The sequence below is a fragment of the Dehalococcoidales bacterium genome, assembly GCA_028717385.1.
GTDB lineage: Bacteria > Chloroflexota > Dehalococcoidia > Dehalococcoidales > CSSed11-197 > CSSed11-197.
The window spans coordinates 40,247-63,242 of record JAQUNW010000004.1 but is presented as its reverse complement, the minus strand read 5'-3'; the positions used below and the strand labels follow the sequence as shown (position 1 = coordinate 63,242).

The window sequence follows — 22,996 nt, the reverse complement described above, 5'->3', positions numbered from 1 at the left end:
ATGGAAATAATTCCTGCTATTGATATACGGGCGGGGCAATGCGTACGTCTTTACCAGGGTGATTATTCCGCTGAAACTGTCTATTCTTTTAATCCCGTCAGTAAAGCGCATGACTGGGTATCTCAAGGGGCAACTCGATTGCACGTGGTTGATCTTGACGGAGCAGCCTGTGGAAAAATTATTAACCTGGATGTGATTCGCGAAATTGCTCAAGGGATACTTATTCCAGTGCAAGTTGGAGGCGGAATACGCACCATTGAGGATATAGAGAGCCTGTTTAAAGCTGGCGTTGATCGGGTGATACTGGGTACTTCTGCCGTTGAAAACCATGAATTGGTGAAGGAAGCCTGTCGCCGTTTTAACGATTCCATCATAGTTGGTATTGATGCCAGAGACGGCAAGGTGGCTATAAAAGGCTGGCAGCAGTCTACCGAAGTCCCCGCTGTTTCACTGGCCCGTGATATGGTGCGGCTGGGTGTCAGGCGGTTCATTTATACCGATATCACTCGTGACGGCACTCTTACGGAGCCCAATTTTTGTGCTGTTTACGAATTGCTGGATAGTGTACGCACACCGGTTATTGCTTCTGGCGGGGTTTCCCAGCCGATTCACCTCAAGGTTCTCAAGCAACTTGGAGTTGAAGGAGTGATTGTCGGAAAAGCACTATATACAGGAGATATTAACTTAAGACAGGTTCTTGATAATATTGGATAATCAATTTACTCATATGCAGGAGATATAACTTGAGCAAAAAACTGAATCTTAAACTCGATTCGAACGGATTATTGCCCGCAGTAATCCAGGATGATAAAACTGGAGACGTACTAATGCTGGGTTATATGAATCCGGAAGCGGTCAAACTGACTCTGGAGTCTGGTGAAGTATGGTTCTATAGCCGTAGCCGTCAGGAAATGTGGCACAAGGGTGCGACATCTGGTAACCGGTTATTGGTTAAGGAAATATTTATAGACTGTGATAACGATACTATTTTAGTTAAAGCTTCACCCAGGGGTCCGGTATGTCATACTGGCGAACGGACCTGCTTCTTTACCGAACTAACTAAAGACCAATTGGATATTTAAATCAAGCTGATGTGGTAGCTCCGTTCTCCTGCCGGATCACTTCTTCAAGAGCGGCTACCGCTACCTCAACTTGATTGTCGTCTGGTTCACCGGTGGTCAGGCTTTGAAGCCACATTCCGGGAGCAATAATAATCCTTGCCAGCAAGTTAGACATATGGCGTGAGCATAGTTGGGTTATTTCATATCCCAGAGCCGCAATAACTGGGAGCAGCAAGATACGAGTCAATATCATCAGCCACAAAACCTGTTTCCCGACCAGACTGAATACCAGTATCGCAAGTACCATTACTGAAAGAAGGAATGCAGTTCCGCAACGAGCATGGGCGGTGGAATATTTTTGGATATATTCTGGCTTCAGAGGCTCGCCATGTTCATAGGCATTAATAGTTTTATGCTCCGCCCCGTGGTAGGAAAATACACGCTTTATGTCTGACATGGTAGATATTATTTTCAGGTATAGCAAAAAGATCGCCAACCTGATTACCCCTTCGACCAGGTGGAACAGAATGGATGATTCTATCACCGAGTCCAGAAGACGGGTAAGAAGCAAGGGGAGGACAAAAAAGAGGGCTATACCAAAAATAAACGAGACCGCCATAATTGCCCATGTCCAGGCGGAGGAAATCTCCTGCTTTGTTTCGCCATTTTCAGCCTCTTCTTCCAGGGCTACGTTAGCTGACCATGACAGACTGGAAAGCCCCAGCACGAGAGATTCCACTAATACGATGATGCCTCGAAGAAAAGGGGTTTTTCTTAACTTACCGGTATATATACGCCCCAGTTTCTGAGCGCGGATCACAACTTTGCCAGCAGGATTGCGGACAGCGGTAACTGCGAATTCTTTACCGCGCATCATTACCCCTTCCATCACTGCCTGGCCACCATAATTTACTTTGCAATCGCTCATGTTGTCATCCTGATAAAAAAGGGCGGCTTAGTATAACTTGCCGCCCTTTTCAGCTATTAAAGCCTGCCCCGCCTTAACTTTTAAGGTTGTAGCGTTGTTTGAAGCGCTCTACCCGGCCAGCAGTATCAACAATGCGCTGCTCACCGGTATAGAACGGATGGCATTTCGAACAAAGTTCAACCTTGGTGGTTTTTCTTACCGAACCGGTAGTAATAATGTTGCCGCAGGAACAAATTACCTCGGCATCTTCAAAATATTTTGGATGGATTTTTTCTTTCATAATTAGCTAGCCCTCACGCTGGCCTGACGGCGAGTTTTATCATAGGGTTCAAAAACCACCTGGCCATCTATCAGGGCATAAAGGGTGTGGTCTCTGCCGAGACCAACGTTCTCCCCGGGATGAATCCTGGTACCTCTCTGCCTGACGATGATTGTCCCAGCGGTTACCTGCTCTCCTGCGAAACGTTTCACGCCCAGCATTTTGGGTTTCGAGTCACGTCCATTGCGAGAAGAACCGCCTCCTTTTTTATGCGCCATCCTGCTTCTCCTCTGTGTTCGGATCGGAGCTCTTTCTGGTAGTTTTGGTCTTTAACTCCGGTACGTCAATTCTTTCTATAGTAATATTGGTAAAATGTTGGCGATGTCCGAGTTTGTTGGAATAACGGGTCTTTGCCTTATAGCGGTACACCAAAACCTTCTTACCTCGGCCATGGTTATTTACTTTAGCAAAGACTTTAGCCCCATCGATGGTAGGTTTGCCTACCAGTATTTTATCCCCCTCACCGACAAGCAATACCCTTTCCAGCTCAATGGTGCTACCTTCTTCAACGGCCAGCAATTCAACATTGAGGCTGTCACCGGGAACTACACGGTGCTGTTTCCCGCCTGTTTCAATTATTGCGTAAATTGTACCAGCCCTCCTTGATTACAAACAACCAATAATTCTATCAATTGGCTTAAGTTAGTGTCAAATTACTTATTCACTTCAGGCTATTTGTTGTGCCAATCATCCAATTCAGGTATAATGATCACTATTAATATCAAATACTAACAAAACAATAGACTACGGATTTACACTTAAGCCCGTATTAAATTCCCCGTTATGATACCATAAAAACCTATTTGTGGTTAAGTTCTTAGAAAGGATGGAGGATATATGAGCAAAACTATTAAAGGTACCCAAACAGAAAAGAACCTGCTGGCTGCTTTCGCCGGAGAATCCCAGGCAAGAAATCGCTACACTTTCTTTGCAAGTCAGGCTCGCAAGGAAGGTTACGAGCAAATTGCTGTTATTTTCACCGAGACTGCGCAAAATGAAAAGGAACACGCCGAGGTGTTTTTTAAGTACCTCGAAGGTGGCGAAGTTGAAATTACTGGGTCTTTTCCGGCAGGTGTAATTGGAAACACTTTAGCAAATCTTAAGGCTGCTGCTGATGGTGAAAAAATGGAGTGGAGTATAATCTATGCAGAGGCAGAAAAAACTGCCCGACAGGAAGGGTTTGAGGATATTGCAGTATCATTTAAAGAAATTGCCGAAGTTGAAGAATTTCACGAAGAAAGATATCGTAAACTAGCCAAAAATATTGCCGAAGGCAAGGTGTTTAAACGGGATAAGCCGGTAAAATGGCACTGCACAAATTGTGGTTATATTCATGAAGGCACCGAAGCTCCGGATGAATGCCCTGCATGCAAACACGCTAAAGCCTACTACGAAATTCTGGCTGAAAACTATTAGATAATCATTACCCGTAATGGTGTTTTAAAGCCCTGCATATGCAGGGCTTCTTTTTTAGCGGATTTCAATATCGATTCATACGGATAACGCCGGTAACTTTTTTACAAGATATGCGTTAAAATATGTTAACATCGGCTGAAATAATAACCCTGGACGATAATACCAGGGTTTTAATGGAAGGTACTCTCCGCAATGAATCTGAAAAATTACTTAAAATTTAACCCAGTCCATTGGAGTCTTTTGCTTTTTGTGATCGCCCACCTTCTTGTTTTTCTGGTAGTGACCAGGATGGACCCTTTTTTTGAAGAGAAGGAAATATACGTACCAAGCCAGCCTTCCGAAGAAGTAATCTGGTGGCCGGGAGAGATCACTACCCCATCCGGTGACATAATCGAGGCGCCGGCATACTCCTCTGCCGGGCCGGTGGTGATTTATATTATTGCCGTAGCGGTTATTTTGGGGCTGGTACTCTTTTTTATACCTCTCTGGGCACTAAAAATACTTCTGAGAGTGTTGTTTGCGGCCTTGTTTGGCTGGGGGGCATTTGTTATCAGCGTGTTTTACCTGCCTTATCAGGCTGCAATAGCCATAGCTGTTATGCTCGGGGTTATCTGGTTTGCCAAACCCTTTGTGTGGCTCCATAACCTGGCATTGGTAGCAGCTCTGGCAGCCGTTGCTTCTGTATTCGGCCGGTTCATTTCGCCGTGGACAGCTATGGTAATTATACTGGCCCTGGCGGTGTATGATTTCCTGGCGGTACGTTTTGGATTTATGACATGGATGGCTGACCGCCTGGCAAAATCGGATACACTTCCGGCGATTGTGATTCCCAAAGACCACCATGGGTGGAAACTGAATCTGAAAAAAGAAGGGATTACAGATATCCTTGAGTCAAAGTCCGATGCGCGCAGCTATTCTATTCTGGGCGGAGGGGATATCGCGTTTCCGGGTTTGTTGACTGCTGCGGTTTATTTCTCCGAGGGATTGGTCCCGGCGATTACAATTGCAATTTTTGGATTTGGTGGGCTGGTATTGGCTTATATAATCCAAGCTGTTTTTCTTAAAGGCCGGGCTATGCCTGCATTGCCGCCGATTGCGGCTCTGGCGGTGGTAGGTTTGCTGATTATATAAAACCGGTTTATTATCCTCCACAGACTGCAATCATGTGTTAAGCTTTTAGCGAAATAGTAAAGCGCACCTGGTATTGATAACAAGTTTAATCAGCAAATACCACTATAGAAAAATTTGCTGTGTATGGAAGGAGTTACTATTGGAACAGAGCATTGTTATCCGGACCTGTGGATTAACCAAACATTTCAATACTGCCCGTAAGAAGATGGTTGCGGTAGATAATTTAAACATCGAAGTTCCCCAGGGCAGTATCTTTGGGTGTTTGGGGCCAAATGGGAGCGGAAAAACTACCACCATTGGCATGTTACTGGGATTAATCCGGCCATCAGCCGGCTCTATAGAGCTTTTTGGCCAGAACATGAGTCAGGAAGGCCCAAAACTACTTGAGCGTACCAGTTCTGTGCTTGAAAACTCGCCCATGTACCCTTATTTGTCTGGTCGTGACAATCTGGAAGTGTTTGCCCGTATGAGAGGAGTAGTAGACTACCGCAAAATTGATGAAGTTCTTGATATTGTCGGGTTGGCGAAAAGAGCCGGCAGCCCATCCCGGACTTATTCACTGGGTATGCGCCAGCGGCTTTCTATTGCGCTTGCACTACTTAGCGACCCGGAACTTATCATCCTGGATGAGCCTACTAATGGGCTGGATCCTTCCGGCATCATCGATATCAGGGATATTATCAGACAGCTTGGCGAGCAGGGCAAGACAATCTTTCTTTCGTCCCATCTACTCCATGAAGTTGAGCAGGTGTGTAACTATGTGGCAGTGTTAAACCGGGGCAAAGTGATCGCCCGGGGACCGGTTGAGGAACTTTTACACGGAGGCAATACACTGGAAATGAAGGTAAATGACATCAATGCTGCTTCCTTACTGCTTGCAGATGTTTCATGGATAAGCACTATTGAAGCAGACGATGAGTATTTGTATATAACTGCTGATGAAGCAAAGCACCCTGACATCAACGAAATGCTGGTGCGTTCCGGTATAAAAGTATTCGAAATGAAAAAATCATCCAATTCGCTGGAAGATTTCTTTCTGGATGCTATCGAAGAGGGGTATCAGGAGGCGGGAAGTGCTTAATCAGCTAAAAACAGAATTTTTCAAGCTTAGAAAACGCTGGTTGCCCTACGTATTGATGGTGGTGATGCTTGCCAGTGTGCTGCTGCCGATAGTGATTAACTATATTAATTACAACGATATTTTAAGCAAATACCCCGAGCTTAACGATGTGGAAGTCATCATCAACCCGGATGGTTCAACGGAAATTACCGGCCTGCCTCATCCTGAGCCAGGTTCGAGTTTTGATTTTGAAAGTTCCTTCCTTGCCCGACAACTTGCCCGCTATAAACAGTCGCTGGTTTTGCCCGGGGCAATGGAGAACGTTTTTAATTCGGTTCCCGGCTTTGGTATGTTTTTGGTAATCGTATTTGCCGCTTCCGTTATAGGCAACGAATACGCATGGGGAACCGTCCGCCAGTCTATTGCCCGGGGTACCAGCCGTTTGTCCTATTTTGTCGCTAAACTCTTAACTTCAGCCATTGGCGCCGCCGCCGGGATTCTTATTGCAGTTTTGGCTGGTTTTATCGCTACCATTATTACCAGTCTGTTGGTGGAAGGGGCGATATTATGGGAGGGGTTTGCAGCCTGGTTTTTCACTTCCCTTGGATGCAGCTTTCTGGTTATTGCAGTGTATCTGGCCATGGCAAACTTTTTTGCGGTGGCACTGCGTTCTGCGATGGCCGGGATGGCAGTAGCGGTGGCATGGTTTATTGGGGAAAGTATTGTGCTGGCTCTTGTTTCCATGTCAACCGGGTGGCTGGCAGATACCAGCGTCTATTTTATCAGTTATAACACATCCCAGCTGCTGTCTATAGGAGGGGCTGAAGGATTTGACGGGTTTTTATGGAAGCCAGTTTTGATACTTGCTGGCTATATTGTTGTATTTATTGCCGGGGCTTACGGCGTCTTCCGAAGGCAGGACTTGAACGCCTGATGTAATAACACGTGAACACCTTCCGAGAATCGGTTATAATCAATCATTATGATTATTGATTCTCATACCCATATTTTCCCGCCGGACTTTATTGCCCGCAGGGAAGAGCTAATAACAGATACGTGCTTTGCCGAATTGTACGCAAACCAGAAAGCGTGCATGGTAACTGCTGAAGATCTGGTAGCCAGCATGGATGAATCAGGAGTAGACGTTTCAGTGGCTGCAGCAATCAGTTGGGGTGATGCCGGTCTGTGTTCTGCTCATAACGATTACATTATAGATGCCGTAAAAAGGTTTCACGGGCGGATTATCGGATTAGGAATGGTTGTAATTAATATGGCAACCAATCCGTTACAGGAGCTTGAACGTATTCGAACCGGAGGATTAGCCGGTATAGGAGAACTGCGTCCGGTTATTGGCGGAGATGCTCCTGCAAATGAAGAAGCAATCGGTCAGGTGATGGATTATCTGGCAGCACATGATATGGTGCTCATGATGCATGCATCAGAACCAACCGGTCATTTATATCCGGGCAAGGGGAAATTGACGCCTGAAAATGTGTATAAGTTCGTAAAACAATACCCGGACGTAAAAATTATACTCGGGCATTTGGGTGGGGGTTTACCGTTTTACCTTCTACAACCGGAAGTAAAACAGGGCTGCCGGAACGTTTATTATGACAGTGCTGCAATGCCATATCTTTACGAAAGCCGTGCTTATCGGATTACGGCTGAGCTTGCTGGCGTAGAAAAAATACTGTTTGGGAGCGATTTTCCGCTCATCAGCCAGAAGAGGGCTTTGGAATACCTTTTCGATGCTGGTTTTGGGAGGGAGGATAAAAATAGGGTGCTGGGGTCTAATGCGAGCAGACTGTTTTCAATTCAAATGGAGGGCAACTAATGGAGAGCCTGCGCTTGTTCGTAGCCATTGAGCTGCCTGATGATACCAAAACAGAGCTGGGGCGGCTTCAAAAAGCTCTGCAACAACAGGGTCTTGATGATTTAAAATGGGCATCTCCCCAAAGCCTGCATATAACTTTAAAATTCCTTGGTTACAGTAATCGGGCGAAAGCTGATAGTATAGCTGACAAGCTGGATGTTGTGTCGCGTCAGTTCAATCCCTTTGAAATTGGCTTCAAGGGATTGGGAGCTTTTCCGGCATTGAGCCGGGCTCAGGTTTTATGGGTGGGGCTGACTGGTGAACTGGGTAGATTGCAAATGCTTGCTGGAGAGGTTGAAGCAAATATGGTTGAGTTGGGATTTGAGCCGGCAAAGCGTCGGTTCGCACCCCATTTGACTTTGGCAAGAGCAAGACAAGGAATAACACCTGTAATGCAGCAAACAATAGCATCTGTTATTGGCAGCATGGCATACATAGCACATAATCAAGTTCGGGTGGCTACTATCAGCCTGATGAGCAGCCAGCTTTCTCCCAGCGGAGCAATGTATAACAGGCTGCATTCGGCCAGGTTGTGTATAGAATAAAGAAAAAATGTTATTATTAAGAATATATATGAATATAATTGACTTCTAGTTGGTTTTGAATTAATCTCTATTATCTTAGCATTATTTTGCCAACTGGTTGGCAGAAAGGAACAAACAATGAGGAAAATACGCAATAGGCAAAACGTTACCTTATTTACAGCCTTTCTGGTTACACTGTTTCTGGTAGCCGGAACTATTTCTGCTTGCGGAACTGGGGATAAAACCACTACTCCCGCCACATCCACCGAGCCGACAACTACTCCCCCTACTACTCCCGTTGCCGATCACGAAGGGTTGGCGCTGGTTAGTTTTGATAGCGGCAGTTTTGCCGGATCCAGTAATTGCGCATTGTGTCACTCAAGGCTGCAGGATGAAAGCGGAAACGATGTGTCAATGGATTCTCACTGGCGCTCTACCATGATGGCAAATGCTGCCAGGGATCCATATTTTCTCGCTAAGGTTAGTGCTGAAATTAAAAATGCTCCCCATCTCCAGGGCGTAATTGAAGATGTATGCGGTACCTGCCATACTCCGATGGCGCGTACCCAGGCAACGAAAGACGGATTGACTTCGCTGTTGTTTGGGGATGGATTTTTGAATACTTCAAATGATTTGCATAACGCAGGTATCGATGGTGTATCCTGTACCCTTTGCCACCAAATTCAAGCTGAAGGTCTTGGGCAGGCGGATACCTTTGCCGGCGGTTATATTGTCGATACTACGACGGTTTCACCCAACCGGCTGATATTTTCCCAGTTTGAAGATCCTGATCAGCAAATGATGATGGCGAGTTCTGGGTTCAAGCCGGTAGAAGGCCAACATTTGAGTGAATCCGGGCTCTGTGCTACCTGTCATACGGTAATTACTCCATATATTGATGGCAATGGCGAAGTGCAAGGTACTTTTCCGGAACAGGTACCATACCTCGAATGGCTGCACTCCAGTTATCCTGGTGAAAAAAATTGCCAGACATGCCACATGCCTTATGCTGATGGTAAGGTTAAAACATCCAACATCCCTCCTCATATCGATGCCAAAGGACCGTTCAGCCAGCATTATTTCGTTGGCGGCAATACCCATATGATTAAAATTCTTCGTGACAATCCTGATGCTTTGGCGGTTACTTCTTCTTCAGCTCAATTCAACGCTACAATAGAACGTGCCATTAATCAGCTTGGCCAGGATACAGCTTCGGTTTCAATTCTGGAATCAGAAATGAGCGGAAATAACCTGCTATTCACTGTCAAAGTTGAAGATCATACCGGGCATAAGCTGCCTACAGGATTTCCATCCCGAAGGGTATGGTTGCATGTGCAGGTGCTGGATAAAAATGGTAAAGTAATTTTTGAATCCGGTAAACCCAATAATGATGGTACTATCAGCGGCAATAATGCCGATGCCGATATCTATACATATGAACCGCATTACGATGTTATTACCTCTGCCGATCAGGTGCAAATATACGAAGCCATTTTGCATAACGTTGATGGTGGAGTGACTCACAAATTGCTGGAGGCTTCGGGATACGCCAAGGACAATCGTCTCTTGCCATCCGGTTTTGATAAGCAAACTGCCGGAGAAATGTACGCGGTTTGGGGTGATGCCTTGACTGATAGTAATTTTACCGGTGGGTCTGATTCTGTAGGCTATCAGGTGGACACATCTTCATCAAGTGGCCCTTTTACTGTAAATGTAGAATTGCTATACCAGTCGATAGCTTATAGTACAATTCAATCTATTATCAATGTCGATACTCCCCAGGTACAGGAATTTAAGAGTTACTGGGAAAAATCAGATAGAAAACCTGAAACTATTGCCTTTGTTACTAAAGAAATATCCTAGATAAGGAGGCTGGAATGGGTTTTCTGGCTGATAATGCGGGATTGATATCGGGCATAATAAGTATTGTTGTTGGACTCGTGATTATTATCTAGCCGCGGCTTATAGCTTACTTAATCGGCGGCTATCTGCTGGTCGTCGGGATAATCATGGTTCTGGCAGCTATTTAAACGGGGAAATTTGGGAACTAACTGCTTGCTTTATTTTGCATATGATACGCACTTGGACCGCCGGCTTATGACTGTATGTTGCCCAACCGCCAAGCCGCGGTTTAGTGCCAGCTTACCCAATTTCCAGTTGATATTTACTGGTTGGTCCAGGGAGTGGCGCGGTGCTATCGCTAATATAAAACGCGCTGGTCGTGAGAAGGTACTGGGAGGGGTGTACGAAATTGACGAGAGCGATCTGGCAAAGCTGGATCGAGAGAAAGGCTTTCCGGCAATTAATGACAGGATCAAAGTAATTGTTTTTAAAGACACCGGTGAAGCTGTTGAGGCTTTTACATATACGTTGAAACAACAGAGCAAGGCGGAAAAACCATCCCCGGAGTACCTGAAAGTCATCCAAAAGGGGTATATAGACTGGGGGCTGCTATAGTTTTCTGGATAGGGTTTAAAGTCCGTTATAGTTTGATCGAAAGAGAAATTGGCGAGTCGCCCTATTGACAACCACAAGGGGTGTGACTATTATGGTGAGCTATAATGGCAGGTGAAACTGTAAGGGCACCAAAGTTTCATACCGGGCAAAGGGTTATCATACAGCCGGTTAAACAAGAACGAACCCCTGGGGATGCTGCAATTGAACCCTACGCAGGAAAAACTGCCACTATAGAAGATTATTATTATATTTACAGTCCTGATCGAAGCCAGGTTTTTTACGTATACACGGTCCGGTTGACCTCGGAAGAGAAAAAAGAGCTTGTTACTCACGAAGATGAGTTAAAGCCAATGTTTGAGTGATCAGAGTCCGAGCGCTTGTCCGATGCCCCAAATGATAATTATGGTCAAAAACACGGCGGCGCAAATACAACTTACGAGTGCCCAGTCTATCACCGGAACTTCGTTCTGTGTATAGTGGCGGCTTGCCTTGATTTTTATGAATTGTCTTTGCATATCGCCCCCTCCTCCAAAAATACCCTCTGATATATAACGTATTAGAGTATCGATGGTTAGGGGGGGGTGTCTAGCAAATGTGGATGCGGTTCAAGTCTGTAAAGTGGTATAATAAAAAGCAATCTGTATTCCGAATAGAGGAGAAAATATATGAAAAAAGCAGTCCTTAAAGCCGGTAAACGCAAGTTATTTGGTAAGAGAACACGGTTTTTAAGACGGGATGGTATCGTTCCCGCTAATGTATACGGACAAGGCGTTGATTCTCTTGCGCTCGAATTGGGAGAGAAAGACTTGGAACTAATCATCAAGGGGGGTACTTCACGAATTATTTTACTTGATGTGGAAGGTGAAAACAATAATCGTAACGTACTGATAAAAAACGTATCTCGGCATTCCCTTAGCCAGAGTCTGGTGCATGTTGATTTGTACCAGGTAAATATGAGCCAAAAAATTTCAGCCGATATACCTGTATTACTTATCGGTCAAGCGCCCGCGTTAGAATATAGTGAGAACTTTTTGGATCATCAACTTAACGAAATCCAGATTGAATGTCTTCCTGATAAATTGCCTCCTCACATCGAGGTTGATATCAGCGTGCTGACTGAAGCTGGCCAAACGATTTATGTTTCTGATTTGCAGCCTGAAGAGGGCGTGGAAATTATTACTCCAGGTGATCATGCTATTGTTAGGGTTACCCAGTCAGCCAAGGATGAAGCCGAAGAGGGAGAAGAAGAAAAAGCCGTTTCCGAAACTGAAGTTGTTGGTAAGGAAGCTGATACTGGAGCAGCAGAGGCATAGTTTTACCGTCTTTTTAGCTGGTTTTGGTATTATCCGTTACCCGCCAAATTTTTTTTGGCGGGTAACTTATTTTTCGGCAGAGTATCCTGGATTGAGGTAGAATGCTGCTTAAATCTGGACACAGCTTATAAAAATAGAGTAAACTTCTAAACTTGTTTAAATTATCGCTGAGAAGTAAATAATCCAAAAGAAAATACAATAAGGGGGGATACATGAAACGTATATTATGGTTGTTGTTGGCTACTGTGCTCGTAGCCGGGTTACTGTTGCCGGGTTGTGGTGGCGATACCGGCAAGATTCGTGTAGCTACTGATGCTACCTGGCCGCCTTTTGAATATGTTGATACAACGACTGGCGAAATAGTTGGCTTCGATGTCGATCTTTTCAATGCAATCGCAGAAGAAGCCGGTCTTGAAGTTGAGTGGATTAACGTTGAATGGGACCCGCTGCTTGCTGGTGTGGCACAAGGTACCTATGATGCAGCCATTTCATCCATAACTATTAAGGAAGAGCGTAAGGCTGACATGGATTTTTCTGATCCGTATTATATTGCAGGGCAGATCATCGTTGCCAGGACTGACAGCACGATGACAGGAGCTGGCGACCTTGTCGGTAAAAAGGTTGGCGTTCAGTCCGGTACTACCGGGGATGATGAAGTAAGCGCAATGGATGGCGTCAATGTAACCGGGTACGATGAAATCGGCATGGCTTTTGTAGCTCTTATGAATAACCAGGTTGATGCAGTTGTCTGCGATACTCCAGTTGCTTCCGGCTATGTAAACAAGTATGATACCTTGAAAACGGTAGGCGAAGTATTGACCACCGAAGAGTATGGTATTGCTATGCCCAAGGGAAGCGACGAGTTAATGTCAAAGATAAACGCAGCATTGGCTGAAGTCAAAGCCAAAGGCGTGATAGACCAGCTTGTTGAAAAATGGCTGGTTGATTAATAGAACAATTGTGGGAGGGTTCAATTGAACCCTCCCTTGGTTTAATAAATGGAACAAAAAGAAAAGAATGAACCTATTAGTGAGTTAAGCTTCGTCACCGGGGGTGAGGTCAATATACGTCAGGATCCCTGGTGGTGGCTGGTAGCGGCGGTTATCGCCATCATAATTTTGCTGGTCATGCTCGCCCCGGTACCTTTCAAGGAAATAGTTGTCTTTGCCCGGGAAGGGATTCTGGTAACCATTCTGGTAACTATTGCGAGCTATTTTTTAATGCTGATTCTTGGCTTGTTTGGAGGGTTGGGCCGACTTTCCAAGAACAAGCTTATCTTTGGAATTTCCTCTCTCTACGTAGAAATTGTTCGTGGCATACCCTTGCTTGTTCAGCTGATCGCCTGGTATTTCGCCTCTCCGGTAGTCATACAAAAAATTGGAGTTTGGCTTAACTGGGCGCCACTAATTAACTATCGTGCAAATCCGATCCTTACGGCTATTATAGCTATTACGGTATGCTACGGAGCTTATATGAGCGAAATTGTTCGTTCCGGTATCCAGAGTATTCCAAAAGGACAAATGGAAGCCGCAAGGTCTCTTGGCATGAGTCATTTTCAGGCTATGCGCTATGTGGTGTTACCACAGGCATTCAGGGTGATATTACCCCCTATGGGGAATGAATTTATTGCGCTGTTAAAAGATTCTTCACTGGTTAGCGTAGTAGCTGTGGCAGACATTACCAGAAAAGGAAGAGAGTTTATGTCTGCCCATTTTAATCCTATTGAAACTTGGCTGATGGTAGCTTTGCTCTATCTGGTACTCACTCTGGTCGCAGCGCGAGTGGTTTCCTACATTGAAAAACGATCGAGGCGTGGAAGTTAACATGGCGCAAGCTATCATAGAAATAAAGGACGTATACAAAAGCTTTGGGCATGTTGAAGCTCTTAAGGGAGTAAACCTGACTGTCGAAGAAGGCGAAGTCATTGTGATAGTAGGTCCTTCTGGTTCTGGCAAATCAACTTTACTGCGTTGTATTAACCGCCTGGAAGAATATGATAAAGGCAGCATAGTTGTTGATGGAATACCGTTGGATACCAACCAGAACATTAATGCGGTGCGTCGCGAAGTAGGAATGGTGTTCCAGTCGTTTAATCTTTTCGCGCACCTTACAGTTCTTCAGAACTTGATACTTGCGCAGACTATTGTACGCAAGCGAACCAAAGAGGAAGCTGAAAAAATTGCCCAGGAGCTGCTTGTAAAGGTGGGGATACCTGAAAAAGCGCGGAGCTATCCATCTCAGCTATCCGGTGGCCAGCAGCAGCGTGTGGCTATCGCAAGGGCTTTAGCGATGAATCCGAGGGTTATGTTATTCGATGAGCCCACATCTGCTCTTGATCCTGAAATGATAAAAGAGGTTCTTGATGTGATGGGCTCACTGGCAAGCGAAGGAATGACAATGCTGGTCGTTTCTCATGAGATGGGTTTTGCCCGGGCTGCTGCGCAAAGAGTAATTTTTATGGATGAAGGCCAGATTATTGAAGAAGCGCCCCCTGACGTATTTTTTACCGATCCCACTCATGAACGTACTCGGTCTTTTTTAAGTAAAATCCTCCATATGTAATAATTGTTCTTCGGTTTGTTTTCCGGCAAGTACGCAGGCGTTTTACTGTATGCCTGTGTAATATTTACAGGCAAGCGGAGCATGGTGCGATATCGTCTTTTAATTGCCGCATGATTTGTCTTTTGCGAAATTCGGGGGTAGAATCTACCCGGATTTACAGTTAATTTCTCAATCCATCTAAATGAAATCAAGGAAGGTAGACATGAGAGACTTCAACGAGAAAGATAAAACGAAAAAACGTGGGAGGATACAATTATCGGAAAATCCTGCCAATCTACCCGCAGAAAAACTTGCAGAGCTGGAAAGTGTCATAAGTGCTTCACTGAAGGATGGATATATGCCGTGCCCGCTGGCCTGGAAAATTGCCAGGGATGCTGGAGTCCCAAGGATCGCGGTTGGTGCGATCGTTGATAAAATGGGCCGCAGGGTGATCGATTGTCAGATTGGCTGCTTTAAAGTTGATAAAACTCCTTTCGAAGATATTGAAATGAAAAGGATGGACGGGGAAGTGGTTGCAGAAATCAACCAACTTGAATCGGCTGGCCGATTGACCTGTGAAGCAGTATTTGAGCTTGCCCGCAAGTACAAGCTAAAGCCGATGGACATTTCCAACGAAATAAATGCCCGGGATTTTAAGGTTTCCGTCTGCCAGCTGGGGTGTTTTTAATCCCGCTGTTGCCGGCTCGCCAACAATAAGGATGAAGCTCCTGTTAGCAGCGCTCCTCCGGCGGTCAAACCAGCTACTAACAGAGCAGCATCAAACCAAAAACCCTGCGGAAACATCATGATTAGGTAATCTGTAGCCGGATCGAGCAACCAGAGATCATTAGTAAAACTGATAAGATGAAACTGTAAAAACAGCCAGTTGAAGTCCATCAGTGCGATAATTCCAGTCGCTGTTATTGCCAACAAAGTCAATAGACTTCCAAAAGCAAACTTGCGTAGGATCATGCCCTGTCCGGATGGTTTCAGTGCGAGGGAAACAGCGCAAAAGCCCAGTACATATAGGCTTGAAAGCACAAGTGCGGTATAGTCCAGATTTACCAAATCCTTCACGTCTTTAAGGTGCAGCACTTCCTTTTCGTTAAACAATGTAAACAGCTGCCCATTTTTAATGACCGTGATTTCCGCTAACTCTTCTGATGAGTTGAAATACCTGATTAATTCCTGGCTGGCTTTTTTTAACTCGGATTTTTCAATACCGGTAACAACCTCAATGTCATATTTATTAAATCCTCTCTGATATACCCACTGACTATTAAAAGCAATTGCAATACTGGCAGTTAGAAACAGAACTGGCAGACAAACTACCAATAGAAATTTGGATAGCAGGTTGAAATACTTCATATTTATTCCTTTCTCTGACTATTTTACAATAATTAAATTAAAGTTGTCTGGCCTAGCCAGCCAGACCCGGCTTTATAAACCTGGCAGCCATTGTTATAATTAGCATTGTGAAACATACTCATCTCCATGTCCACACCGAATACAGCCTCCTTGATGCCATGTGCCGCATTCCGGAACTTGTTCAACGAGCAATAGATCTCGGTATGGATGCCATTGCCATTACCGACCATGGGGTACTCCATGGTGCTATCCAGTTCTATCAGGCAGCCAAAGAAGCCGGCATCAAGCCTATTATTGGCTGTGAAGCTTATCTGGCAAACGGCAGCAGGCATAGCAAGACCAGCGCAGATCGGGAAAATTATCATTTGGTGTTGCTAGCGAAAAATAGTACCGGATACAAGAACTTGATACGGCTTGTCAGTCTGGCAAATACTGAAGGTTTTTACTATAGACCCAGGATGGATAAAGAAATCCTGGAAAAACATAGCGAAGGTTTGATTGCTCTAACGGCATGCATAGCCGGCGAAATACCCAAGCTTATTTTAAGTAACCGCCTGCTTGAAGCTCGTGAGGCTGCTCTTTGGTATCAACGTGTATTCGGGGAAGATTTTTATATTGAACTGCAACGCCACCCAATTCCCGAACTCGAACAGGTGAACAAGCAGCTGGTACCACTTGCCAGGGAACTCGGAATACCTATGGTGGCAACCAATGACGTGCATTATATCTTCCCCGGGGATTCCAGTCCTCATGACTTGCTCTTGTGCATTGGCACCAATGCCACCGTGTTTGAAGAAAAGCGGAAAAAAATGGGGGGTGACTACTTCTATCTGAAAAGCTCTGAGGAAATGACAGAGCAGTTCAGCGATATACCTGAAGCGATCGAAAATAGCAATAAAATTGCCGAAAAGTGTAATCTTGAGATTGATTTCGGCAGACTGCACTTACCGCAGATTGATATACCTGAAGGAAAAACTCCCCTTCAATATCTTAAAGACCTTTGCTCTGCTGGATTAGAGCGTTATTATCCCAATGCCAATGATGAGATTCAAGATCGGCTTAATTATGAGCTTGATGTTATCCGTCAGACAGACTTTGCCAATTATTTTCTGGTAGTATGGGACATTGTGTCGTTTGTACGCCGTGAAGGCATTTTATTTAATGTGCGGGGTAGCGCTGCGTCATCAATAGTTCTTCGTTGTCTTGGAATAACCGAAGTTGATCCGATCGAGCACAAGCTGGTTTTTGAAAGGTTTTTGAATATCGAAAGGCGAGAAATGCCGGATATTGACCTTGATTTTGCCGATACACGACGGGATGAAGTGATTAACTATGTTTCTCGAAAATATGGGGCTGATCACGTAGCTCAGATTATAACCTTTGGAACAATGGGTGCCCGAGCGGCTATAAGAGATGTGGGTCGCGCGCTGGGGATGCCGTATGGTGATGTTGATCGTATCGCACGGCTGGTGCCTTTTTCCCCGGGAATGACTATAGATAAGGCGCTGGAAATGAGCGAAGAGCTGCGACAGTTAAAAAGCAGGGACGCTTCGGTAAACAATGTCCTCGAAACTGCTAAAAGAGTAGAAGGCTTGAGTCGTCATGCGTCTACACATGCGGCAGGAGTAGTCATAGCCCGCGAGCCGCTTACCGACCACTGTCCGCTCCAGTTGCTTTCTCGGGGAGATAACAATGGCCTGGTTATGACGCAGTATCCGATGGGTGATATTGCCAAAATCGGATTATTGAAGATGGATTTTCTGGGGTTGGTGAACTTAACCATTTTAGGGAAGGCTCGTGATATTATTCTGCAAACCCGGGGTGAGAAGATCGATCTTACCAAAATCCCACTCGAAGATGCCAAAACCTATAAACTACTCTCCAGCGGAGAAACGGCCGGAGTTTTTCAACTGGAAGGAAGCGGTATGCGCCGTTACATACGTGAGCTGAAACCCACAACGTTCGGAGATATTGCTGCCATGGTTGCCTTATACAGGCCTGGCCCAATGGAGCAGATACCCCATTTTATCAACTCTAAACATGGTCTGGAACCCATTCATTACCCGCATCCGGTACTGGTAGATATCTTGGAAGAAACCTATGGCGTGATAGTCTACCAGGAGCAGGTGCTTTTTATTGTAAGGGCGTTTGCCGGATACACTTTGGGCCAAGCGGATATATTCCGCAAAGCCATGGGGAAGAAAATTGCTGGCGCAATGAAAAAAGAGCGCAGCAACTTCATTGAAGGCGCGCTCAAGCTTGGGTATCCGGAAAAAGTTGCAGATGAAGTGTTTTCTCTTATTGAACCTTTCGCCGGATATGCCTTCAACAAAGCTCATGCTGTAAGCTATGCGCTTGTAGCGTATCAAACTGCTTATTTGAAGGCTAATTATCCGGTGGAGTATATGACTGCCCTGTTGACTTCTTACCTTGGACATTCAGAAAAATTGGCTACTGCTTTTGGAGAGTGCCGTAATTTAGGCATACAAGTGCTGTCCCCTTGTATAAATCATAGCGAACTTGATTTTGCCATTGAAGAGCAAGAAGATGGAGCTATGGCGATACGCTTTGGATTGTCTGGGATTAAAAATGTCGGCACAAATGCTGTAGAGCCGTTGGTTGAAGAGAGGAATAAAAACGGGGCTTTTGCGTCGATTGAAGATCTCTGCCGGAGGGTAAACTTAAGCGCCATCAACCGGCGGGCATTGGAAAGTCTGGTCAAAGCAGGCGCATTCGATGTGTTTGGTGATCGTGGTACACTACTGGCTGGCCTGCCGAAAGTCATGTCTCTTTCGGAAAGACAGCAAAAATTGAAAAGCACCGGGCAGACTACCATGTTTGACTTGTGGGGCTCAGAGGCAGAAACGCCTCTGCCGAACCTCGAGTTTGAGGTATCTCAGGTGGCACTAAAAGAAAAACTAGGCTGGGAAAAAGAACTTATGGGGGTTTATTTATCCGAGCATCCATTTAGCCCATACGCAACACAGGCGAAAGCAGATGCAGATATTGTTCTTTGCGGCCAGATTGATGAAGAGATGGAGGATAAAACAGCCGTTGTGGCCGGTATGGTTGCTTCAGTGCGTAATTTGACCACGCGTGATGGCAAGGCATCTGTAAGTGCGGCGCTGGAAGATATGGAGGGAAGCATTGAGGTGGTAGCCTGGCCAAGGGTTTATGCTGCCTCAAAGGAATTATGGCAGGAAGGGAATATCTTGCTGGTGCAGGGAAAGATTAAAGCCAGAGGTGATAGCGTCCAGCTAGTTGCCGATAGCGTTAGTACCTACGAACTTAATACTAGACCCGAGGAGAAAGATTTGATTCAATTTTCTAGTCATGATACCGGTACATCTGAAGATAGAAAAAGGGTGATATTGCATATGGATCAGACAGAAGACGAAGAAGCTGATTTAGAGCGTCTGGATCATTTAATCAATGTGTTAAAAAAATACCCCGGTGATGACAAGGTAGGGATGGTGGTTAACAATGGCAGCCGTATTTATTGGATGGAACTGCCGGATACCGAGATAAAGTACACTTCACAATTACACAAAAAGCTGGTTGAAATCCTGGGGTCAAATGGAGTGACTGTCGTTTCTTCAAACGGCACTAGTAATGGAATCGGATAAAAAAAGAGACAAGAATAATCATCGAGAAAGGCTGCGGCAGCGGTTTGAAAATGGAGGACTTTCCAGTTTAGCGGACCACGAAATCGTGGAACTGTTGTTGACTCTTGGTTACCCCCGTAAGGATTGCAAGCCCCAGGCACATGAAGCAATAAGAAGGTTTAAAAACCTTAAAGGCGTTCTGGAAGCTCCAAAAGAAGAATTACTTAAGATTGAAGGGATGGGCGAAAGAAGTACGATTGCCTTGCGGTTGATACGCGATGTCAGCCAGCGCCTGGTTCGGGATAAGACTATTAACTCGGGAGCTTGTTATTCAAATCCGGATGATGTTTATGATTTTCTTAAGGTCGCCATCGCTTCCCGGCCTAAAGAAATATTCAAGGTTTTGTATCTGGATAATCGTAACAGGCTGTTAGAAGAAAAAACACTTTTCGAAGGAACTGTAAATCGTAGTGCAGTCTACCCTCGCGAGGTGATGGAAGACGCTCTGAGGCAGCATTCTACTGCTATGATATTTGCCCACAATCACCCGTCAGGTTCCCTTGAACCAAGCCCGGAAGATAAAAATCTTACCCGCACACTCGTTTTTGCAGCTATTTTTATGCAGTTAAAGATTTTGGATCATTTGATTATCACACAGAGAGGATATTACAGTTTTGCCGAGCATGGATTGATAGAACGGTGGGAGTCTGAGTATATCAGGTTAAATATTCCGGGCTCTTAAGTTTAGCTCTTGGCTTTAACCAGTGCGTCCTTTTCTAGTTTGAGCAAGTCTTCTTTAAGTGTAGTTCCTCCGTTAAATCCCCCGATTGACCCGTTATTGCATATAATACGATGACAGGGAATGATTATAGGTACAGGGTTGCGCTTGAGAGCCTGTCCAACTGCTCTAAAAGACTTCGGACTCCCCACTTTAATAGCTATATCACGGTAAGAAGCTGATTGGCCATAACCGATTTGGCGAGTGTTGTGCCATACAGATTGTGTAAAAAGAGGATATTCTGCAAGGTCGGTAATTTCATTAAAAATCACAATCTCGCCACTAAAGTAAGCTTGAAGTTTTTTCTCAAGATTGCTGAAACTGTCCTGGTCAAGCTTCTTATTACTCAAATCTCCGAGTTCACTTAGCGCCAAGCCACGGGTGTCCCGGGGGAGAGTCAGCCTTCGGATGCCATAAACTGAAGACAGTATGCCAACCCACCCCCAGGAAGTGTGCATAGCGCAATAAACAAAACCTGAGTAATTATTCTGTTTCTGGTGTAATGAGGCCGTAATTCCCGTCCTTTCGGCGATAGAGAAGATTTACCTTGTTATTTTCCGAATTGGTGAACAGGAAAAAGTCATGTCTTAATAGTTCCATTTGGTCAGCTGCTTCGTCAACAGGCATCGGTTTTATCGCAAATCGCTTGACTTTAACGATGGGTTTTCGTTCAGTCGGAGCTACATGTTCGGAATCGGAAACCGGAGCCATGGCAACTCCAGTCGGAAGGGCGTTTTTACCACGATCCTCCAGCTTGCCCTTCCATCGTTCAAACTGACGTTCCGTAATGGGCAGCGCCTTATCCATTGCTGATTGGATGGACTCACCTCTTTCTTCGGTGTATAAAAGGGTAGAATGGCAATCAAGGACAATCCGGATAATGTATCGGTCTTTCTGGGCTTTGGTTTTTTCTTCTGATACTTCAACCTTTATTTCCTTGATATCATCCAGCCTTCGTTTAAGCTTGCTCAGCTTCTTTTCAATATAAGCCCTGGTTTTCTCTGTTAGTTCAATGTTTTTGCTGACGATTTTTACTTCCATTCTTCTTTGTCCCTTTCTTTATATTTCCCTTGCCAGAGTTAATGCCTGAACCGTTGAAGCACCAGCTTTTTTTAGACTATGAGCGCAAGAGTCCAGGGTAGCGCCAGTGGTGGCTACATCATCGATCAGAAGTATCTTTTTCCCTTCAACCGTGTTGTGTTCACAGATAAAAGCCCCATTAACATTATTGCGTCTCTGGCTGGCATTATTTGAGTCAACCTGTGATGGGGTATGGCGATTTCTTGTGAGGGCGGGCTCACACGGTGCTCCGGTTAACCTGCCGAGCTCTCTTGCCAGAATTAAAGACTGGTTGTAACCTCGTTCCCGTAGGCGTTTCTTATGAAGAGGAACGGGAACCAGCACATCGAAAGGAATTGTCCTGCTGGCAAGATAACGATATAGTAATGTGGCAAGGAAGGGTGCTATAGCTCTCAGATTATGGAATTTGAACTGGATAACAGCTTTTCTTATCGTGCCCTGGAATACATAGGGAGAATTGAGCCTATCAAGGGATTGCCAGAAACGACAATCGCACTTCCGGTTTCCTGTAACAGGTAATATGCAAATAGGGCATACCGGAGGCTTGACATGAACCACCAGGTTCAAACACCCATCGCAGATATACTTCCCTTCTCGCCCGCAGCTGGTGCATTTTGGCGGAAATAGAAAGTCAAGCACCATCCGGTTAATCGTTCCCAGATGGGTTATCATCTTATTGCTACCCCTGGTTGGTAATAATGATTATACCAGGTCAGGATGAGGGGCGGGATCGATGGTTAGTAGCCCCGTTCATAATCGGTTCGTTGATGTAAATGTCACCGTTTCTGATTTTAAGGTTGTAGCCACAATCCGGGTTGGTACAAACCCAGGCTTTATATAGCAATGAAGCGCCATTTGAGCCAAAATCTGATAATGGCACCAAGACCCCCTCCTGATCACCACATTTAGGGCATTTCGGAAAGCAGAAAAGTTCCACGGTTACCTCCTCCCAGCCGGTAATAATGATAGCCTAGTATACAATAAGCCTTTTAAGGCTGACAAGCATTCGGTTTTCCAGCATGATTTTTTTAACAATTCAGCATTCTTAAACCGCTCCTCTGTTATGAAGAAAGAGCCTCTGGTTCTAATGGTACTACGATTGTCTTGATTACTCCAGTATTACGGATAAATCAAGACAATGCATGTTGAGAAACAGGTCTTCAATCTAAAAAAGATTAATAGTTACCATAACGCAACAGTGATAATTAATGCGAAAATAACAATTGTCAAGGAAATTATCACTGATCTGAAACTTGCCCAGGGATTTCTGTGGTAAGAAAACGCCCAAATTGCTACGCTCAGGTTTACAGCGGTTAATGCCATTCCCGTCTGTGTATCAATAGAGCCGCGAATCACCAGATACACCATCCAAATGGCAGCACAGATTGATATCCCTATCAATGTCACTAACCAGAAGCTCTCAGCGGATCGTGTATTTGCTGCCCTGGCTAGCCTTTTTTCAGTGCACTTCACACAGGTACAAGTGGGAGGATGGCCTCCATAATAGTTTTGACGGTAAAATTCATCTTCCCTATTTGCCAT

Annotated in this window: 28 protein-coding genes and 1 pseudogene; 18 read left to right on the top strand and 11 right to left on the bottom strand. The window is 45.0% G+C overall.

The window, feature by feature from the left end; all coding sequences use genetic code 11:
• A complete protein-coding gene (gene hisA / locus PHX29_02320; GenBank protein MDD5604739.1) occupies positions 1-714 on the top strand; it encodes a 1-(5-phosphoribosyl)-5-[(5-phosphoribosylamino)methylideneamino]imidazole-4-carboxamide isomerase in 714 nt (237 codons plus the stop codon).
• A 29-nt stretch (positions 715-743) separates the two neighbouring features.
• Positions 744-1,082 carry a phosphoribosyl-AMP cyclohydrolase gene (hisI, locus tag PHX29_02315; protein MDD5604738.1) on the top strand — a complete coding sequence of 113 codons (339 nt, stop codon included), beginning with the start codon at positions 744-746 and terminating at the stop codon, positions 1,080-1,082.
• 1 nt (position 1,083) lies between these two features.
• Here the strand turns inward: hisI and PHX29_02310 are convergent, their stop codons facing one another.
• The 4 genes and pseudogenes from PHX29_02310 to rplU form a co-directional block, all read right to left on the bottom strand.
• The gene (locus PHX29_02310) at positions 1,084-1,989 is read right to left on the bottom strand and encodes a DUF1385 domain-containing protein (GenBank protein MDD5604737.1); all 906 of its coding nucleotides are present in this window, start codon (positions 1,987-1,989) and stop codon (positions 1,084-1,086) included.
• Between the two features lie 73 nt (positions 1,990-2,062).
• Positions 2,063-2,269, bottom strand: coding sequence for a 50S ribosomal protein L31 (rpmE, locus tag PHX29_02305; GenBank protein ID MDD5604736.1), 207 nt, complete (start codon positions 2,267-2,269; stop codon positions 2,063-2,065).
• Positions 2,270-2,271: 2 nt separating this feature from the next.
• Entirely contained in the window at positions 2,272-2,526 is a 255-nt protein-coding gene (gene rpmA, locus PHX29_02300) for a 50S ribosomal protein L27 (protein MDD5604735.1), read from the bottom strand.
• A gap of 64 nt (positions 2,527-2,590) precedes the next feature.
• Positions 2,591-2,896: pseudogene (rplU, locus tag PHX29_02295) on the bottom strand (50S ribosomal protein L21).
• A gap of 249 nt (positions 2,897-3,145) precedes the next feature.
• Between rplU and PHX29_02290 the strand changes: the two are divergent.
• From PHX29_02290 to PHX29_02250, 9 genes are all read left to right on the top strand, one after another.
• Positions 3,146-3,724 carry a rubrerythrin family protein gene (locus PHX29_02290; GenBank protein ID MDD5604734.1) on the top strand — a complete coding sequence of 193 codons (579 nt, stop codon included), beginning with the start codon at positions 3,146-3,148 and terminating at the stop codon, positions 3,722-3,724.
• A 249-nt stretch (positions 3,725-3,973) separates the two neighbouring features.
• Positions 3,974-4,855: a presenilin family intramembrane aspartyl protease gene (locus tag PHX29_02285; GenBank protein ID MDD5604733.1), complete on the top strand. Its 882-nt coding sequence runs from the start codon at positions 3,974-3,976 to the stop codon at positions 4,853-4,855.
• Positions 4,856-4,994: 139 nt separating this feature from the next.
• Positions 4,995-5,936: an ABC transporter ATP-binding protein gene (locus PHX29_02280; GenBank protein ID MDD5604732.1), complete on the top strand. Its 942-nt coding sequence runs from the start codon at positions 4,995-4,997 to the stop codon at positions 5,934-5,936.
• Positions 5,929-6,849 carry an ABC transporter permease subunit gene (locus PHX29_02275; protein MDD5604731.1) on the top strand — a complete coding sequence of 307 codons (921 nt, stop codon included), beginning with the start codon at positions 5,929-5,931 and terminating at the stop codon, positions 6,847-6,849. Before PHX29_02280 ends, PHX29_02275 begins: the two co-directional genes overlap by 8 nt.
• A 48-nt stretch (positions 6,850-6,897) precedes the next feature.
• Positions 6,898-7,749 carry an amidohydrolase family protein gene (locus PHX29_02270; protein MDD5604730.1) on the top strand — a complete coding sequence of 284 codons (852 nt, stop codon included), beginning with the start codon at positions 6,898-6,900 and terminating at the stop codon, positions 7,747-7,749.
• On the top strand, positions 7,749-8,333 hold the full coding sequence (gene thpR / locus PHX29_02265) for an RNA 2',3'-cyclic phosphodiesterase (protein ID MDD5604729.1): 585 nt from the start codon (positions 7,749-7,751) through the stop codon (positions 8,331-8,333). Before PHX29_02270 ends, thpR begins: the two co-directional genes overlap by 1 nt.
• A 117-nt stretch (positions 8,334-8,450) precedes the next feature.
• Complete coding sequence (locus tag PHX29_02260) at positions 8,451-10,175, top strand: hypothetical protein (protein MDD5604728.1); 1,725 nt, start codon at positions 8,451-8,453, stop codon at positions 10,173-10,175.
• Between the two features lie 177 nt (positions 10,176-10,352).
• Positions 10,353-10,769: a gamma-glutamylcyclotransferase gene (locus PHX29_02255; protein ID MDD5604727.1), complete on the top strand. Its 417-nt coding sequence runs from the start codon at positions 10,353-10,355 to the stop codon at positions 10,767-10,769.
• A gap of 104 nt (positions 10,770-10,873) precedes the next feature.
• Positions 10,874-11,131 (top strand): hypothetical protein, encoded by a 258-nt coding sequence (locus PHX29_02250; GenBank protein MDD5604726.1) that lies wholly within the window; start codon positions 10,874-10,876, stop codon positions 11,129-11,131.
• Here PHX29_02250 and PHX29_02245 read toward each other — a convergent pair whose 3' ends face one another.
• Complete coding sequence (locus PHX29_02245; protein MDD5604725.1) at positions 11,132-11,284, bottom strand: hypothetical protein; 153 nt, start codon at positions 11,282-11,284, stop codon at positions 11,132-11,134.
• A 150-nt stretch (positions 11,285-11,434) separates the two neighbouring features.
• Between PHX29_02245 and PHX29_02240 the strand changes: the two genes are divergently transcribed.
• The 5 genes from PHX29_02240 to PHX29_02220 all read left to right on the top strand — a co-directional run bounded on the left by PHX29_02240 (position 11,435) and on the right by PHX29_02220 (position 15,311).
• Positions 11,435-12,082, top strand: coding sequence for a 50S ribosomal protein L25 (locus PHX29_02240; protein ID MDD5604724.1), 648 nt, complete (start codon positions 11,435-11,437; stop codon positions 12,080-12,082).
• Positions 12,083-12,294: 212 nt separating this feature from the next.
• Entirely contained in the window at positions 12,295-13,032 is a 738-nt protein-coding gene (locus tag PHX29_02235; GenBank protein ID MDD5604723.1) for a basic amino acid ABC transporter substrate-binding protein, read from the top strand.
• Between the two features lie 48 nt (positions 13,033-13,080).
• Positions 13,081-13,905, top strand: a complete 825-nt coding sequence (locus tag PHX29_02230) for an amino acid ABC transporter permease (protein MDD5604722.1) — start codon at positions 13,081-13,083, stop codon at positions 13,903-13,905.
• A 1-nt stretch (position 13,906) separates the two neighbouring features.
• Positions 13,907-14,644, top strand: coding sequence for an amino acid ABC transporter ATP-binding protein (locus PHX29_02225; GenBank protein MDD5604721.1), 738 nt, complete (start codon positions 13,907-13,909; stop codon positions 14,642-14,644).
• 202 nt (positions 14,645-14,846) lie between these two features.
• Complete coding sequence (locus PHX29_02220) at positions 14,847-15,311, top strand: hypothetical protein (GenBank protein ID MDD5604720.1); 465 nt, start codon at positions 14,847-14,849, stop codon at positions 15,309-15,311.
• On the opposite strand, the gene PHX29_02215 is transcribed toward PHX29_02220, so the two are convergent.
• Positions 15,308-15,991, bottom strand: a complete 684-nt coding sequence (locus tag PHX29_02215) for a TIGR01906 family membrane protein (GenBank protein ID MDD5604719.1) — start codon at positions 15,989-15,991, stop codon at positions 15,308-15,310. The genes PHX29_02220 and PHX29_02215 overlap by 4 nt on opposite strands.
• 107 nt (positions 15,992-16,098) lie before the next feature.
• Between PHX29_02215 and PHX29_02210 the strand changes: the two genes are divergently transcribed.
• A complete protein-coding gene (locus PHX29_02210; protein MDD5604718.1) occupies positions 16,099-19,617 on the top strand; it encodes a DNA polymerase III subunit alpha in 3,519 nt (1,172 codons plus the stop codon).
• The gene (gene radC / locus PHX29_02205) at positions 19,604-20,338 is read left to right on the top strand and encodes a DNA repair protein RadC (GenBank protein MDD5604717.1); all 735 of its coding nucleotides are present in this window, start codon (positions 19,604-19,606) and stop codon (positions 20,336-20,338) included. Before PHX29_02210 ends, radC begins: the two co-directional genes overlap by 14 nt.
• A 2-nt stretch (positions 20,339-20,340) precedes the next feature.
• Here radC and PHX29_02200 read toward each other — a convergent pair whose 3' ends face one another.
• The 5 genes from PHX29_02200 to PHX29_02180 all read right to left on the bottom strand — a co-directional run bounded on the left by PHX29_02200 (position 20,341) and on the right by PHX29_02180 (position 22,996).
• Positions 20,341-20,832, bottom strand: a complete 492-nt coding sequence (locus PHX29_02200; protein ID MDD5604716.1) for a methylated-DNA--[protein]-cysteine S-methyltransferase — start codon at positions 20,830-20,832, stop codon at positions 20,341-20,343.
• Positions 20,833-20,857: 25 nt separating this feature from the next.
• The gene (gene raiA / locus PHX29_02195) at positions 20,858-21,415 is read right to left on the bottom strand and encodes a ribosome-associated translation inhibitor RaiA (GenBank protein MDD5604715.1); all 558 of its coding nucleotides are present in this window, start codon (positions 21,413-21,415) and stop codon (positions 20,858-20,860) included.
• An 18-nt stretch (positions 21,416-21,433) separates the two neighbouring features.
• Positions 21,434-22,126, bottom strand: a complete 693-nt coding sequence (locus PHX29_02190; GenBank protein MDD5604714.1) for a ComF family protein — start codon at positions 22,124-22,126, stop codon at positions 21,434-21,436.
• 40 nt (positions 22,127-22,166) lie between these two features.
• Positions 22,167-22,334: a hypothetical protein gene (locus tag PHX29_02185; GenBank protein ID MDD5604713.1), complete on the bottom strand. Its 168-nt coding sequence runs from the start codon at positions 22,332-22,334 to the stop codon at positions 22,167-22,169.
• Positions 22,335-22,636: 302 nt separating this feature from the next.
• Positions 22,637-22,996, bottom strand: coding sequence for a hypothetical protein (locus tag PHX29_02180; GenBank protein MDD5604712.1), 360 nt, complete (start codon positions 22,994-22,996; stop codon positions 22,637-22,639).